The following is a 15,555-nucleotide window of genomic DNA, read 5'->3' as shown; positions in this document are numbered from 1 at the left end:
AGGAGGTTAACATGAAAATGTGACGCAGACAACACCCGCGACGATGCGGGCCGCAGTGCTCGTCGAGCCGGGGCGCATCGAGATCGCCGAACGTCCGGTACCGACACCCGCGCCCGGTGATGTGCTGATCCGGGTGAGAACGGTCGGGGTGTGCGGCTCGGACGCGCATTACTACCGCGAAGGCCGCATCGGCGAGTTCGTCGTCGAACAGCCGCTGATCCTCGGCCACGAGGCCGCCGGCACCATCGTCGCGGTCGGGTCGGGCGTGCCGGAAGACCGGATCGGACAACGGGTTTCCATCGAACCGCAGCGACCCGACCCGAACAGCGAGGAAACCCGCCGCGGCCGCTACAACCTGTGCCCGCACATGCGGTTCTACGGCACCCCGCCGGTGGACGGCGCGCTGTGCGAATACGTCACGATCGGTGCGGCGTTCGCGCATCCGGTGCCCGCCGAGATGACCGACAATGCCGCGGCGTTGTGCGAACCGCTGTCGGTGGCCATCGCCACGGTCGACAAGGCCGCCGTCGCCGGCGGGTCGCGGGTGCTCATCGCCGGCGCGGGTCCGATCGGCCTGATGACCGCCCAGGTGGCCCGCGCGTACGGGGCGACCGACATCGTCGTCACCGACCTCGATCCGCACCGCCGCAGGCTGGCGCATCGTTTCGGCGCCACCACGACGCTGGATCCGCAGACCGACGACGTCACCGGGCTGCGGGTCGACGCGTTCATCGACGCCTCCGGCGCCCCGGCCGCCGTGATGTCGGGGCTGGCGGCGGTGCGCCCGGCCGGCCGGGCGGTGCTGGTCGGCATGGGCGCCGAGACCATGGAACTGCCGGTACAGACGATCCAGAACCGGGAGTTGATCCTCACCGGCGTCTTCCGCTACGCCAACACCTGGCCCGCCGCGATCGCGCTGATCCGCACGGGAAGGGTCGACGTCGACGCGTTGATCACCGGCCGCTATCCGCTCGAGAAGACCGCTGAAGCACTGGAATCCGACCGGATTCCCGGAAACATCAAGTCCGTCGTCGAAGTGGGGACGTCATGAAGCTGAACGCCGCCAACCTGTCCGCACTGTCGATCCCCACCCCGGGTTATGACCGCGGACAGGTGCGGGTCGGCATCGTGCACTTCGGCGTCGGCGGCTTCCACCGGGCGCATCAGGCCATGTATCTGGACCGGCTGCTCAACGACGGCCTCGCCGGCGAGTGGGGCATCTGCGGGGTCGGTGTACTGCCCAACGACCGCCGGATGCAGGAGGCGCTGAGCCGCCAGGACCACCTCTACACCCTGATGCTCGCCCACCCGGACGGCACCCGCGAACCGCGGGTCATCGGATCGATCGTCGACTTCCGCTACGCCCCAGACGATCCCGAGGGCGTGATCGAGTTGCTCGCCGATCCGGCGGTGCGGATCATCTCGCTGACCATCACCGAGGGCGGCTACAACCTCCGCGACAGCGACGCTGGGTTCGACATCGACAACCCCGCCGTGCAGCGGGACCTCACCGGTGACGGTCCCCCGGCGACGGTGTTCGGTCTGGTCGCGGCGGGGCTGGCGCGGCGCCGCGAGCGCGGACTGCCCTCGCCGACCATCGTGTCCTGCGACAACATCGTCGAGAACGGCGACGTCGCCCGCCGGGTGTTCACCTCATACGCCGAGCTCGCCGACCCCGGTTTGGCGCAGTGGATGCGCGAGCACACCCGGTTCCCGAACTCGATGGTCGACCGGATCACCCCGGTCACCACCCCCGAGGTGATCGACACCCTGGCCACGGATTTCGACGTCGAGGATTCCTGGCCGGTGGTCGCCGAACCGTTCTGCATGTGGGTGCTCGAGGACGACTTCGCCGACGGGCGCCCACCGTGGGAGCGGGCCGGGGTGAAACTGGTCGACGACGTCCGCCCGTACGAGGCGATGAAGCTGCGGCTGCTCAACGCCGGCCACCAGAGTCTGTGCTATTTCGCGTATCTTTCCGGGTATCGGCTGGTGCATGAGGCCGCGCAGGATCCGTTGTTCGCCGAATTCCTGTCCCGCTACATGGATTCAGAGGCGATGCCGACACTGCAACCGGTTCCCGGGCTGCACGAGTTCAAGGATCAGTTGATCCCGCGGTTCGCCAACGCCCACGTCCGCGACACCATCGCCCGGTTGTGCGCCGAATCGTCGGACCGGATCCCCAAATGGTTGTTGCCGGTGATCCGGGACAACCTGGCGTCCGGTGGCCCGGTGCGGCTTGCCGCCGCCACCGTGGCCAGTTGGGCCCGCTACGCCGAGGGGGTCGACGAGCAGGGTGAGCCGATCGATGTGGTGGACCGGTTGGCCGACACCCTGATCCCGATCGCCCGGTCCCAGCGGGACAATCCGCCGGCGTTCATCGAGAATCGGGCGATCTTCGGTGATCTGGTGGATCAGCCCCGATTCGTCGAGGCCTACCGGTGGGCGCTGGAGTCGCTGCACCGGGTGGGCGCGCGGGCCACGCTCGAAGCGCTGCTGCGGGAGCGGTCATGACGCTCGTCGCCGGCATCGACTCGTCCACCCAGTCGTGCAAGGTGCTGATCTGTGATGCCGACACCGGCGCGGTAGTGCGGGAGGGCCGCGCCGCCCATCCCGACGGCACCGAGATCGACCCGGCGTTCTGGGAGTCCGCCGCCCACGACGCCGTCCGGGCAGCGGGCGGTCTCGACGATGTCGCCGCGGTCGCGGTGGGGGCACAGCAGCACGGCATGGTCTGCCTCGACGAGGCAGGCAAGGTGGTACGGGATGCGTTGTTGTGGAACGACGTCCGCTCCGCCGGCGCGGCCGCGGCACTGGTGGACGAGCTCGGCGGACCGCAGGCGTGGGCCGAGGCCGTCGGGGTGGTGCCGCTGGCCGCGATCACCGTCGCCAAGCTGCGGTGGCTGGCCGACCACGAGCCGCAGCACGCCGACCGCACCGCCGCGGTGTGCCTGCCGCACGACTGGCTGACCTGGCGGCTGCGCGGGTCCACCGACATCGCCGAGTTGACCACCGACCGCAGCGATGCCAGCGGCACCGGGTACTACGACGCGTCCGGCGACGACTACCGCCTCGACCTGTTGGAGCTCGGGCTGCGCGGGCGCCGACCACATCTGCCCGCGGTGCTCGGCCCGTCTGACGCCACCCGCGGCGGTGACCGGGTGTTCGGCGCCGGCCTGGGTGACAACGCCGCCGCCGCGTTGGGGCTGGCCGCCGAACCCGGGGACGTCATCGTCTCGGTGGGCACCTCGGGGGTGGTGTCGGCGGTGGCCACCGCACCGGTGCGCGACGGCACCGGGTTCGTCGCCGGTTTCGCCGACGGCACCGGGCGGCATCTGCCGCTGGTGTGCACGCTCAACGGCGCCCGGGTGCTCGACGCCGCGGCGGCCATGCTGCAGGTGGACCACGCCGAGCTGTCCCGGTTGGCGTTGTCCGCACCGCCCGGTAGCGAAGGACTGGTGCTGGTGCCGTATCTGGAGGGTGAACGAACCCCCAACCGGCCGAACGCCTCCGGGGCGCTGCACGGACTCCGGGTGTCCAATGCGACACCGGCGAACCTGGCGCGGGCCGCCGTCGAGGGCCTGCTGTGCGCCCTGGCCGACGGGATCGCACACCTGACCGGCCACGGCATCCCGCTGCGGCGGGTACTGCTGATCGGTGGCGCCGCCCGGTCGGAGGCGGTGCGGGCCATCGCCCCTCAGGTGTTCGGGGTGCCGGTGCTGGTGCCCGATCCGGCCGAGTACGTCGCACTCGGGGCGGCCCGGCAGGCGGCGTGGGCGCTGCGCGGGACACCTGAACCGCCTTCGTGGCAGCCGCCCCGCACCGATCGGTACGAGGCAGACCCGGTACCCGCGGTGCGGGAGCGCTATGCGGAGGTGCGCGACCTCACCGAGGGGGTGGAGTAGGGCTCGTCGTCAGCGCCCAGGTCTCAGCAGCGAACCCAGGGCACGTCACCTTCTCCGGACGGGCGATTCACCGAACCTTCACGCTCGGTGAATGAGTCCCGATTCTGACTCACGCAACAACCCTCGCTCGACCGCCTTCGACAATGCCGCATCCAACCGACTGCGAATCGACTGCGTGATCCTTTTTCCACCAAGGAGATTGAGTGCCTCGCGCAGGAGCTCATCGGAACCGATACCGCCCGACTGCTCCGCGACCACCAACATCGCGTTGCCGATCTCGATCAGGCTGATTTCTTCGAGTGGCCTACTCGCGCCGCCCTCGGGTTGCCGCACGACACGCCACGCAGCTGGGTCGATGTCCTTGGGCCAATAGAACTTCTCCCCGGTCTTACGCCGATATTCGGCAGGTACCAGCCGCTGAATGGAACGCCGACGGTCATCGTTCACCCGGCTCAATCCGAACGCTTTGGCCACCAAGCGCGCCAGCCGATCCTGATGAATGGGCCCTTCGGCGTCGATCACCTCGGCGATGACAGCCTTGATCCGAGTTGACGCCCAGCCCTCCCTCGACCTGTCCAGCGTCTCGACATCGCCTGCCCTCCGCGGCACGAACTCTCGGAACGGCTGAATCATCGGATGCCGTTTCGGCTCCCGTTGCTGTGTGGACACTGACGCGGCGGGAGCGGACTTCAGCGCCGCATATTGTCTGCGCTTTCCGTCAGCCACCACAGCGGCGGTGCTTGTGTCCGTTTTCAGCACTTGCGTCGGCGGTGACACCAACTGCTCGGATTCCGGATCCGGCACAACCTCCCGCCGTGCGAGTTCCCTTTTCGCCTCATCGACGGCGTCACGCAGTCGGTTGATCGTCTCTGTGCGGTGATCGAGCCATTCAGGCAGCCACACGCGCTCCACTGCCGGCCACTTCATGAGCCTTTCGAGAACGTCCACCGGCAAACCATCCCGGTCGGCAACTGTTCTCCGTCCGAACCACTCAGTGCCGTCCAACAGGACAGCGACCAACGGCTGATCGGGCTGTTCGGGGTCCGAGATGACGATGTCGACCCGGAAATCAGACAAGCCGACGTCGGTCGACACCGGTAATCCTGCTTCGCGCAACGCGTTCGCGATGTCGTCACGGTGTCTGTCGATGACCGGTTGACGCCGTCCGCCCTCGGTGACGGTGTCAACGCCCTGTGCGGCCATTTCCAAGTACGCCTTGAGGTGTTTGGTACCGACCTGGGAGGTCTCCTCGGCACGCAGATCCGATGGATCGAAGCTGGCGTACAGCACCACCTCGCGACGGGCGCGGGTCACCGCCACATTCAACCGCCGTTCTCCGCCGGGCCGTGACAGCGGTCCGAAATTCAGCGGCACCACACCTTTGTCGTTAGCGCTGAACGCGACCGAGAACAAAATGGTGTCCCGCTCATCGCCCTGCACGTTCTCGAGATTCTTGACGAACAGGCCATCCGGTTCGTCGAGTGCCCGCAGGACCCGGTCGTCGCCGGCATCGCGCAACAGGTTCTCGATCAGATCACGCTGCTGAGCGTTGAACGTGATCACACCCAGCGACGGCGCGCGGTCCGGTGAGGCACTGAACCGATACAGGATGTCCTCGACAATCCGTTCCGCCTCGACGCGGTTAGTGCGCAGCGTCTTTCCTCGTCTGGACCGCTCGAAGTGTCCGTCCACCCGTACCAATGAGAGACCGTATCCGGCGCCAGGTGAACCTTTCGCCGGCAACGGCGCCGGGAAGGACGCCAGTCGCCCGTCGTAGTAGTGGTAGTTGCTGAACGCGATCAGCGCTTCGTCCTGGCTTCGGTAATGCCAGGACAACCACTGTCGAGGCACCCTCGCCTGAACGCACTCGCTGAGGATCGACTCCTCATCGATCACCACGTCGGGGCTGTGGTCCTCGTCCTCGTCGACCGTGACGCTGACCTCGGCGAAGCTGGTGGGCGGCATCTGTTTGCTGTCTCCGACGACGACCACTGACTTGGCCCGTCCCATCGCGCCGACCGCATCCGCGACGCGGATCTGCGAAGCCTCGTCGAACACAACGATGTCGAAATATCCGGATTTTGCCGGAAAGAATCTCGCCACCGAGTCGGGACTCATCAGCGTGCACGGCAGGATCTGCGTGATCAGCTCGCCGAAGTTCTCGATCAACGCTCGCACGCCCATGCCGCCGCGCCGACGGTCCAACTGGCGGCGCAACGCGCCAATCTGCCCGCTGGAGGTGTTCGCGTCGAACCTGCGTTCGTTCAACAGCTTCGCCGGGATCGCGCGGCGCAGCTCGTCACGAACAGCCTTGGTGCTCTTGACGAAGCGCTGAATGGTCTTGGTGTGGGCGTTGAGGTCGAAGTCCATCAGGGCGCTGGCCTCGAGCCGCTCGTCGATCGAGGCGACGGCGATACCGCGGTCGAATGCCAGGCTCGCGTCCTCCGCGGATACCTCGCCGGTGAGCAGCGCGCGACGCGCCTGCCCCATTCCTGCTGCCCGTAACGGCTCCAGGTGCTCTAACAGGTCGACCCACCGCTCGATCGACGCCGAGCTCTCCACGCGACGGGCACTCCGGGTCGCGCACCAGCGGGTAATGAACGAATCCTCGCCGGCCCATGCGTGCTGACGCTCCAATGGCACGGCGGTGACCTTCTCCAGATGACGCCACGCGGTGGTCAATCGCCGAAGTTCACCGGCTCCGACTCCGGCCTCGCTGCTCGCATAGTAGCGGCGCATCACGCGCACCGGTTCCTGGTCCGGATCAGTGCACAGCGTCTGTACCAGCCACTTCAGCTGCCCCAACCGGGTGTCGAGCCGTTCGACCTGCTCGGGGATGAACGGGTTGACCGGCTCATCGACGAGCCGAACCGGGAGAGCCGTGACTCGTGAACGCAGGTCTTCCACCGCTGCAAACGATTCCGCCATATCCGCGGTGAGCCGGGACAGCGTCTTCAGCTTTATGGACGCCGGGTCGACGGTCAGCACCTCGGTCAACCGGGCCAGCACCGCACGCCGGCGCTTCTTGCGACCAAAGAATCCCGACTCGTCGGCGGCTTGGGCGTCGTGGTGGATAGCCGGGATATCCAGATCCATCGCTGTCGGGCCGGCGGTCGCCTTCCACTCCGGCTGGGATTGCGCGAGCTCCTGGAGTAGCGCCGCTATTCCGTTCGTGTCGCGGGTCCACCCGGCTCGGTGCAGTTGGTCGAGCGCTTCGAGCGGATACCGCGGCATCGGCGCCAGCGTGGCCCAGATGTCGAGGTCGACTGGGTCCACCGTCCGAGCGACACTGTCGAAATCGACTGGGGTCCGGGCTATCTGTTGTAGTGCCTGATCGAACTCCACCGCCGCTTCGTGAATCGCCCGGGGATCCAACCCGTCCGCAGGCAGGTCATCGATGAACCCCCAGGGGTGCGAAGCACTCGGCCTCGCAAGGTCGGCCTTCTCCGGAAGCGTCCGCAGCACGGCTGCGATCTTGTCGAGTGTCTCCTGAGGTCCGTTCGCCACGAGATCGCGGGGAACGTCCAGGGTCGGTACATCCGGGTCGGTGGCCAGTTCGGATGAGCGTGCCGTATAGAGCGACTTGTTCGCCGCGTTGGGCTCATGCAGACGTTCGGCGTAGCGGGCAAGAGTTCTGCGACTGGATTCGGCCGCGTGGGTGCTGGTCTTCAGCAATTCCGCATCGTGGCTGATCCGAAGGTCCAACGCCGCTTTGATCTGCGCGCGAACAGCGGCGGGACGCGCTGATTTGTCGTGCAGATCGAGCGACAGCGCACCGAGGCCGACTTCTTCCAGACGCTTCTTCACGACGTCGAGGGCCGCACGCTTTTCCGCGACGAACAGGACCCGCCGACCAGAGGCCATCGCGTGCGCCAGCAAGTTCGTGATCGTCTGTGACTTCCCGGTTCCCGGCGGTCCCTCGAGAACGAAGGTTCGCCCTGCGACCGCCTCAGCGACAGCGGTCAACTGAGAAGAGTCCGCCGGCACCGGCACCGAGGACCCCAGTTCGTCGAGATCAACCTGAGGAGGCTCGCTCACCGGATCGACGTAGGGTTCCACCGGCGTCTCGATGAGATGTTTGACCAGGCTGTTCTGGGACAGCTCCCGCCACGACTCGTCGAGGTCTTTCCACAGCGGGAACTTCGCGAAATGCAGGATGGACAAATGGACGGAATCTTCGACGCGGAAGGGCAACTCCGCTCGGGCGACCGCGCGCCGCACTCCGTTGAAAGCCTCTTCCAGATCGATACCCGACTCGTCCTCGACCGGATTGGCAAGTTCCGGGATCTCCAACCCGAATGCCATCCGCAACTTCTCGATGAGGCAGTAATTCGGAGTTGAGATCCCAGCCTCATCGATGGTGATCACATAGCGTTCACCGCGGTTGGTTGTGCTGAGCGTGACCGGCACCAGCACCAGTGGCGAACGCAGATCGCGGTCGTTGAACCGCCAGTTGAGCATGCCGAACGCCAAGTAGAGATTGTTGGCACCGGTCTCCTCGACGATGGTCTTGGCCTTGTAGGCCAGGTACCGCAGCTTGCCCTTGTAGGAGGCCTCGGTGATGTCAATGTAGGCGAGCCGTTTCTCGGCCAGCAGCAGTTCGCGTTCACTTTCGGGCAGGTCGCGTCCGTACCGAATGCCCCGCGCCGCATCGACGCTCTTCACCGCGTCAGATGCCAACAGACTGATCGGTGTCGAGGCATTGACCGCGTCCTCCAGACGCGCCAACGCCGGTCCGGGCACCTCGATGCGATAGCCGGCACGTTCGGTGTAGTTGATGAGCTTGTTACGCAAGCTCAGGTCGAGCAGCGCGTTCTTCCACTGGGTGATTCGCGGCGGGACATCCTCCACCGTCGCCTCACGCCGTTCCTTCTCCCCCGCGACGTAGGGAGCGATGGTCGGCCCGGCGCCGGGTCGGTAGTGCGTGACGACGACGGTTCCATCGGCGTCGACCGTCCGGCTGGGCAGCGGATGGATCTGCGCCTGCCGCGCCTGCCGGACATCGGTGACTCCGAGGATGTTGGAGAGGTCACCGGACAGGTGCCGGACGCGCGGCGCGGTGGTGGCGTCTGCGAAGGTCGGGCCGTTGTCGGCCTGGGTGACCATCGTGGTCTCGACCAGCCGGATATTGCCGAGGTCGACTTGATTGACGACGTCGAGAACCTCAGTGCTCGACACCATGCTGAGCGCCGAATCAGTGCGCCAGTATCCCAGGAAAGCGTGGCCGTTCAGCACCCAGATCGTGGAGTTGATACCAGCCTGTTCCAGGGCTGCCGCCATCGTCAACGTGGTGTCGAGACAGGTGCCCAGCCGGCCTTCCAGCACGTCGGCCGGCGTGCGGACCTTCTGCCCGTCGGTCCCCCAGCTCGCCGGCGGCTCGGCGTATCGGATGTCTCGCGCCCGCATCGCGTCGAACACGGCTTCCGCGATCGCGTCGACCCTTTCGGGGTTTTCACTCTGGTAGCCGTCGATCGCGGAGTTGCCCGTCAACGCGTGCAACCGGTCGGACACATCGGTCATCAACTCGGCGATTGCCGGTGAGTTCGGCTGCACATGGGCCGCCAGCATCTCCATGGCGAGCTGCAAAGGTGTGGCTTTCCATTGATTGGCGGCCAGAATGTTGACTTCCTGAGTCGCCTCGGCAAGGCGTTCACCCGCCGCGGTGCGCAGCACCACCCGGATCGCACCGGGGCGTTGATCCTCCACACTCAACATGGACGCCGGATCCAGCTGCAGATCGACGGTGCGCAGGATCGTGGGTTTCTCAGCCGAGAGATCCACGAACACCTCCCGCGGGCCGCCGTGCGACCCGTCGGCGCTGACGACGTCGACCTCGACTTTGGCGCCACGAACATCCGCACCTGTGTTCTCGACGGTGATGTGGTCGATCACCGGGATGCGGCAATGCGCCATCGCGTAGCTGAGGTCCGGGACGGCGTGGATCTCGATGCGCGGCCCGCCGCCAGCCCCTGGAGAAGCTGACTGCGACCTCGGCGCAACCTCGGAAGGTGGTAACGATCGGGTGCCTGCGGCCGGCACCGTGGGTGGTGGCTTCAGTAACGCGATCCGATCGGCTTCGCTGTTCCGCCCGATCGACCGCAGCAACAGTTCAGCCGAGTCGATCGCTCGGTAGGCCTCCTGAGCCGTGAACGCTTCGTTGTGTGCCCAGCGGTTCCGCACCTCGCGCAGTTCGCTGGCGCACGCCTGCGCCTGACGTGACAGACGACCGCTGAACGGGTACCCCAGATCGCCGAGCCGCTCGGTCATCGCCCGCAACATCAGCGAAAGATCTCGACTCCGGTATTTGTCGGTTCGCCGGCCGGTTGCCGAATCCTTCTTCCGCAGGATGTCGACCCACTCCGAGCCGGACGGCAAGACGCCGGAAAATACCTGTTCGACGAACGGACTCAGACCCTCGATGAGGATACCGAGAGCCTCACCGACGGTCGAGTGGAAGTCGTCGCCGTCGACGGACATGTCTCCCCCCTCAATCAGAGCGGGCACGCGTTCAGCACATTTCGCTGCGTGCCACGGCCGACGATAGGCCACAGCACCGACAAAGTGTAACGATCGTCATACGGACCCCACTGAGCGCCCTGAAGGTCGAATCGTCACCATCGGCGGACCTGCCTTCTCGTTTGCTGCCGTCGGGTTCGGTTGTCGCTGTTCACCGGCACCGACCGACTGTCGCGCCCGTCTGGCAAACACTTGGGAGCCCGGCCCCGGAACGCACCCGATGCGGTGAGGGGTCCACTCACCGGAAGCCTGCCGGCCCCGCGGGGCCAACCCGAACTCAGCGATACCGTCTGCCATGCGTTCGCCTCTCGGGCGGTCCCGCCCTGGACGCCGCTCAGTGCGGTCCGCGCAGAGCCTGTCGCTCGGCGTCTCGGATGCGGGCTCGTTCCCGCTCGTCGATCTGTTGGAGCCGATATGAGGCGTACGAACGGTGCCGCTGCAGTCTCGGGGGCTGGGGACCGGCGATCCAGCCCTGCTCTGCGTTCATTCCGCCTCCGCCAGCTCGGCATCTGGCTGTGATGTCAGTGTGGGCGGTTGCTCGAAGACACAGACCGTACTGCGATGCGTCAGCACATATCCGCCCACCGTCACGTAGACACCGCCATCTTGGCGGAATTCTCGGCACCGCCCAGTTCCAGTTCTGGTAGCTCCGGATACGGCTGCCCGCAGACGGTGGTGAAGTTCCCCCCATCTCTGCGATGTCACGCAACGTCTGCGCGCCACTGTTCCACCACCCCACCCGCGCGTTGTCCCGCGGAATACGTATTTGTCGCGGTATTCGGGCTGCCCATGTTCGACGAGGTTCTCCGGACCCGTCAACAGGGTCTCGACCGCGTGGTGCAGCGGGTCGCCCTCGGTGATGGCGTCGACCAGGTGGGACAACTCACCGAACGGCGTGCTCGTCCCGCACCGCTGTTGTACGACCGAGATCGACGGCTCGTGCCAGCAGGCGTGGATGACCCGCAGATCGCCCAGATCCAGCCACAGCGGCAGAGTGGCGAACCAGTCCAGAAACCGGCCGCGGTCCGCACCGGTGACCTGATCGAGGACCTCCCGATGTTGCCTGGTGTTCTTCTCCGACCACGGATTGTCCGGATCGCCGTTGGCCCGCAGGTATTTCCCACTGTCCGGTGGCCACTCGATGATGTGGCAGCCCCGCACCGCGGCATCAATCATCCGCGCTCCCCCTGTCTCGCCATTCGTCGTCGGTGTCGGGCGCCCGGCCACCGAATGCTTCCACCGGTTCCTCCACCAGTGCTCGTTCCCAAGGCGGTTGTCTTCATGCTCACCAGGTCCGACGCCGCTCGCCGACATCACCGTCAACAGCGGGCTTCCCGGTCGCTAATCGCCCGAATGCAACCGCCGCAACGCATCCCGGAACTCGGGATTCGGATTCGCGCCGGACAACACCGCGCACACCTCGTCGAGCGCCCGCTCGATGCCGATACCCTGCCGACGGGCGCCGTAGAGCGCGGCGATCGTCGGTGTGCGACTGTACGCGTGCACGCAGTGCAGATACACCGTCCGGTTCTCCGCCCGCAGCTGTTCGACCGCCCGCACGGTGTCGAGGAGCACGAAGTCCAGGTTCGCGTTGTCGCCGACGCGGTCGATCAGCCGGACATCGAGATGGGTGGCGCCGTCGGGTATGTGCTCATCGGCCACCCGGCACAACGACACCACCGCGTCGACTCCGTCGGGGAGCCGGTGCAGCGCGGCCGCATTACCGATCCAGATGTCGACGTCATGCGGATGGCGCACCGCCAGTGCTGATTCCGGGTATGCGCCGTAGGCCTGATCGAACGACTCCGCTTGCCCGCCGCTGACGATATCGGTCGCCAACTGCACTAGACCGCGGGTGTTCAGCCCGGGCCATCCGGTCAGCAGCAGCCGCCACTGCGCCGGTACCGCCGAGGCCCCGTGCACCGCGCCGAGCAGCCCGCCGGCGATCGCCGCCACCGTATCGGTGTCCCCACCACCGCGAACCGCCGCCTCCAGCGCCAACCGCAGATGATCGGCCCGGAACAGCCCCGCCGCCGGATCATCGACCGGAATCGGGGTGGTGACAATCGACGACCACGCCCCCTGCAACGCGGCGACCACCCAGCCGTTCTTTCCGGCGAACGCCTCCGGACGCGACGATTCCGCCTCCTCGAGGCGGGCCGCCCACAGATCACGCCGCGAGCCGTCGATGTGGTCCAGTCCGATCCGGACGTCGAACCCGCCGGTCAGCACCGCATGACGGATCGCCAGGCACCACATCACACAGGCGTCGCCGGCTTCCGGGTCGAAATGCGTCAGCTCGCTGATCGCCCGCGCCGCGTCGGCCAGCGCATCCTCGTCATCGAGATGCGCCAACGCCACCGGCGCGGTGCGCATCAGCGAGCCGTTCCCGCCGCTCCGCCCCGCCGATTCGTGCCATACCGCGGACTCCTCGCGCGCTGCACGTGCCGAGATGCCTCGTCGCCCCACCGCGCTCAGCACCGCACTGGTCTGATTGCCGACGTCCTTGGCGGTGCGCGCCCACTCATACCAGCGCTCGACGATGTGATCTTGGACGCTGTCATCGCGCAGATCAACTCCAGTGGCGGCGATTTCGGCGATGGCCAACGCCATGGCGGTGTCGTCCGTCCACTCACCGGGCGCGAACGGTCCCAACCCGCCGCCGATCATGCCGACGGGTTCGTCATCCCCCATCGGCGGATCGAACTCGTATCCAGCGCCCAGCGCATCACCGGCAGCGGTCGCCAGAAGCACGCCGACAGCCCGATCACGCTGCGCAGCAGACAATTTCAGCCAAGGTGCGCTCATCGACTCCCCAGAACCTCGAAACCCCGCATCGGGGGCGCTCTTACCGACACCGGTTGGCGACGGTCGCTTCGTCATCCGAGCCACCCACGAGCGTGGGGTTGGCGCACCGCCCAGTCGGAGCTTTGCGGCGGTGTCTCATGAAGCTCTCCTGAGTCTAGATCAGGAGGGCGACAAAATTTGCTGGTTTGCACCACCGATTGCGAACCGCTTGAGAGAAGCGCGCCCACCTCCGCGTGACTACCATCGACGTATCGAACCGGTACGTCGATGGAGAGAGCGCCCAGTCACATGATTCGGGCAGTCCTGCTGGCAGTCATCCTGCTGGTCCTGGTCACCGCGGTCGCCGTGGTCACCCGGGGCGGACCGCGCGACGCCCCCACCGACCGGCGGTTGTCCGACGCCGCGACCACGACGCTGGTGGTACTCGGGATGCTCGCCCTCGGCGTCGCGATCACGCTGGGGTTCACCGTCGGCGACGGTTGGCCGCTGCTGCCCATCGGCGCCTGGGTGGGCGCCTACCTGGTCGTACGGGTCCGCGACCGCACCCGCCCGCAGCGCGAACGCGCCACGCTCGAACAACGGCGCGACGCCGCCCGGCGGCGCCTCGACGAGTTCGGGCCCGACGGCGTGGCCGCGCTCGACGAAGCCGAAACGCTGATCGACCGGATCCTGCACACCGAGGCCGCACAACACGGGTGGCTGGGCGACCTGGACTTCGGAGCCGACACCGAGATGATCGCCGCGGCCCAGCGCAGGATCACCGAGCTGCGCAAGGCCTGCGACGAATGGGCGGCACTGCCCGACCCCATGCCGGTCGACGCCGATCTGATCGTCGACGCCCAACGCAGCATCGGCGAGCTCAAGGCCGCCGTCGCCGAACGGCTGCAGGTGCTGCACGACTGCGCGAACCAGGCCGAAGCCGTCGACCGGGCCCTTGCCCAACAGCGCGAACAGGACGCCGTCGAACACCGCCGCGACCAGCTGCGCGTCCGCATCACCGCCCTGCTCACCGGCACCAGAGCGGCGTCGCAGCGCGAGCCGTCGGAAGCCACCGACCTGGTGCGATCCCGGGTCGCGGCCTTCCAGGAACTGCAGGCGACGATCCAAGCGCACCGCCGCGCCGACTCGATCGATTGAATCGAGGCGGTCCGGGTACTTCACCGCCATGACGAACCCCAAACAGGTACCCAGACCGGCAATCGCCGCCGCCCTGGCCGCTCCCGTCGCACTCGCCCTCCTGACCGGCTGCCAGCAGGACGGGCAGTCCGCCGAGGACACCACATCCCCCACCACGACCAGTCCCGCGCCCCGCGGCGAGACGATCAGCACCGAACTGAAGACACCGGACGGTCGGACGGTCGCCGACGCCGACATCGAATTCACCGACGGCTACGCCACGATCACCGTCGAGACCACCGAGTCCGGCATCCTCTCCCCCGGCTTCCACGGCCTGCACATCCACGAGATCGGCAAGTGTGAAGCCAACTCCGTCGCACCCGGCGGCGGCGAGCCCGGTGACTTCCTGTCCGCCGGCGGTCATCTGCACATGCGCGGCGACACCCCTCACCCCGGCACCGGCGATCTGACCCCTCTCGAGGTCCGTTCCGACGGGTCAGCGCGGCTGGTCGCGACGACCGACTCGCTGACCATCGAGGATCTGCGGGGGTCGCAGGGGTCGGCGCTGATGCTGCACGAACGGCCGGACAACTTTGCCAACATCCCGCCGCGGTACACCGTCAACGGCGCACCCGGCCCCGACGCCGAGACGCTGGCCACCGGCGACGCCGGCAGCCGCATCGCCTGCGGTGCGCTCGCCGCGGCGAGCGCACAGGCCACCCCGACCACCGAGACCACCACGATCACCGAGACGGCGCCGGGCGGCCCGCCCGCGGGCACCGCTCCTCCCGCCACCGAGCCGCCGGGCACCACCGGACCGCCGGCGACGACCGAATCACCGCAGACCACCACCACGACCGCCGAGACGACGGTCACCACACCGCCCACGACGACGGTGACCACGACCGTGCCGGAGGGTGAGGGTCCGGGCTGAGCAGCATGTCCGGCAGCGCCGACTCCGACATCGCCGGGACGGTGGCCGATTCGCTGCCGACGGCGTCCAACACGGCGGCGAGCCCGTCGGTCCAGGACTGCATGGCGGGTCCGCCGTTGATCGGCACCGCGTCCGAGCTGCCCACCCCGAGCAGATCGATCGGGAAGGTCGCGGTCGGCATGAACAGCAGATCGGGCCCCTGCTCGCCGACCACCTGATACGCCAGGTGGACATCACCGTCCCGCGCGTATCTGGTCTCCGGAAAATCGTTCACCA

General features: G+C 67.2%; 9 protein-coding genes and 1 riboswitch. Of the genes, 5 read left to right on the top strand and 4 right to left on the bottom strand.

Going from position 1 to position 15,555, the window contains the following annotated elements:
* The first annotated feature begins 43 nt into the window (after positions 1-43).
* Genes CKW28_RS03805 through CKW28_RS03795 form a run of 3 tightly spaced genes read left to right on the top strand, consistent with a single transcriptional unit; the run spans position 44 to position 3,905 of the window.
* Positions 44-1,051, top strand: coding sequence for an NAD(P)-dependent alcohol dehydrogenase (locus tag CKW28_RS03805; protein WP_040547196.1), 1,008 nt, complete (start codon positions 44-46; stop codon positions 1,049-1,051).
* Positions 1,048-2,514 (top strand): mannitol dehydrogenase family protein, encoded by a 1,467-nt coding sequence (locus CKW28_RS03800; protein WP_003926377.1) that lies wholly within the window; start codon positions 1,048-1,050, stop codon positions 2,512-2,514. The genes CKW28_RS03805 and CKW28_RS03800 overlap by 4 nt, the downstream gene beginning before the upstream one ends.
* Positions 2,511-3,905, top strand: coding sequence for a xylulokinase (locus CKW28_RS03795; RefSeq protein WP_003926378.1), 1,395 nt, complete (start codon positions 2,511-2,513; stop codon positions 3,903-3,905). The genes CKW28_RS03800 and CKW28_RS03795 overlap by 4 nt, the downstream gene beginning before the upstream one ends.
* A gap of 78 nt (positions 3,906-3,983) precedes the next feature.
* On the opposite strand, the gene proA is transcribed toward CKW28_RS03795, so the two are convergent.
* The 3 genes from proA to CKW28_RS03780 form a co-directional block, all read right to left on the bottom strand.
* Positions 3,984-10,382 (bottom strand): anti-phage protein ProA, encoded by a 6,399-nt coding sequence (proA, locus tag CKW28_RS03790; RefSeq protein ID WP_003926379.1) that lies wholly within the window; start codon positions 10,380-10,382, stop codon positions 3,984-3,986.
* 522 nt (positions 10,383-10,904) lie between these two features.
* Positions 10,905-11,597 carry a metallophosphoesterase family protein gene (locus CKW28_RS03785; RefSeq protein WP_003926380.1) on the bottom strand — a complete coding sequence of 231 codons (693 nt, stop codon included), beginning with the start codon at positions 11,595-11,597 and terminating at the stop codon, positions 10,905-10,907.
* Positions 11,598-11,762: 165 nt separating this feature from the next.
* Positions 11,763-13,229 carry an ADP-ribosylglycohydrolase family protein gene (locus CKW28_RS03780; protein ID WP_050811993.1) on the bottom strand — a complete coding sequence of 489 codons (1,467 nt, stop codon included), beginning with the start codon at positions 13,227-13,229 and terminating at the stop codon, positions 11,763-11,765.
* A gap of 31 nt (positions 13,230-13,260) precedes the next feature.
* Positions 13,261-13,372: riboswitch (SAM riboswitch) on the bottom strand.
* A gap of 145 nt (positions 13,373-13,517) precedes the next feature.
* Here CKW28_RS03780 and CKW28_RS03775 point away from each other — a divergent pair.
* Positions 13,518-14,366 carry a hypothetical protein gene (locus CKW28_RS03775; protein ID WP_003926382.1) on the top strand — a complete coding sequence of 283 codons (849 nt, stop codon included), beginning with the start codon at positions 13,518-13,520 and terminating at the stop codon, positions 14,364-14,366.
* Between the two features lie 28 nt (positions 14,367-14,394).
* Entirely contained in the window at positions 14,395-15,279 is an 885-nt protein-coding gene (sodC, locus tag CKW28_RS03770; protein ID WP_003926383.1) for a superoxide dismutase[Cu-Zn], read from the top strand.
* Here the strand turns inward: sodC and CKW28_RS03765 are convergent.
* Positions 15,218-15,553, bottom strand: coding sequence for an alpha/beta fold hydrolase (locus CKW28_RS03765; RefSeq protein ID WP_234784994.1), 336 nt, complete (start codon positions 15,551-15,553; stop codon positions 15,218-15,220). The two genes, sodC and CKW28_RS03765, sit on opposite strands and share 62 nt — an antisense overlap.
* Positions 15,554-15,555 lie beyond the last annotated feature (2 nt).

The sequence above is a fragment of the Mycolicibacterium thermoresistibile genome (genome assembly GCF_900187065.1).
GTDB classification, from domain to species: domain Bacteria; phylum Actinomycetota; class Actinomycetes; order Mycobacteriales; family Mycobacteriaceae; genus Mycobacterium; species Mycobacterium thermoresistibile.
Note: the sequence above shows the minus strand (reverse complement) of the source record. Positions and strands in the feature narration are given on the sequence as shown.

Excerpts from the sequence above, each read along its gene's own strand:
- proA (WP_003926379.1), bottom strand. The coding sequence starts at position 10,382 with ATGTCCGTCGACGGCGACGACTTCCACTCGACCGTCGGTGAGGCTCTC.
- CKW28_RS03795 (WP_003926378.1), top strand. The coding sequence starts at position 2,511 with ATGACGCTCGTCGCCGGCATCGACTCGTCCACCCAGTCGTGCAAGGTG.
- CKW28_RS03775 (WP_003926382.1), top strand. The coding sequence starts at position 13,518 with ATGATTCGGGCAGTCCTGCTGGCAGTCATCCTGCTGGTCCTGGTCACC.
- CKW28_RS03805 (WP_040547196.1), top strand. The coding sequence starts at position 44 with ATGCGGGCCGCAGTGCTCGTCGAGCCGGGGCGCATCGAGATCGCCGAA.
- CKW28_RS03785 (WP_003926380.1), bottom strand. The coding sequence starts at position 11,597 with ATGATTGATGCCGCGGTGCGGGGCTGCCACATCATCGAGTGGCCACCG.
- sodC (WP_003926383.1), top strand. The coding sequence starts at position 14,395 with ATGACGAACCCCAAACAGGTACCCAGACCGGCAATCGCCGCCGCCCTG.
- CKW28_RS03800 (WP_003926377.1), top strand. The coding sequence starts at position 1,048 with ATGAAGCTGAACGCCGCCAACCTGTCCGCACTGTCGATCCCCACCCCG.
- CKW28_RS03780 (WP_050811993.1), bottom strand. The coding sequence starts at position 13,229 with ATGAGCGCACCTTGGCTGAAATTGTCTGCTGCGCAGCGTGATCGGGCT.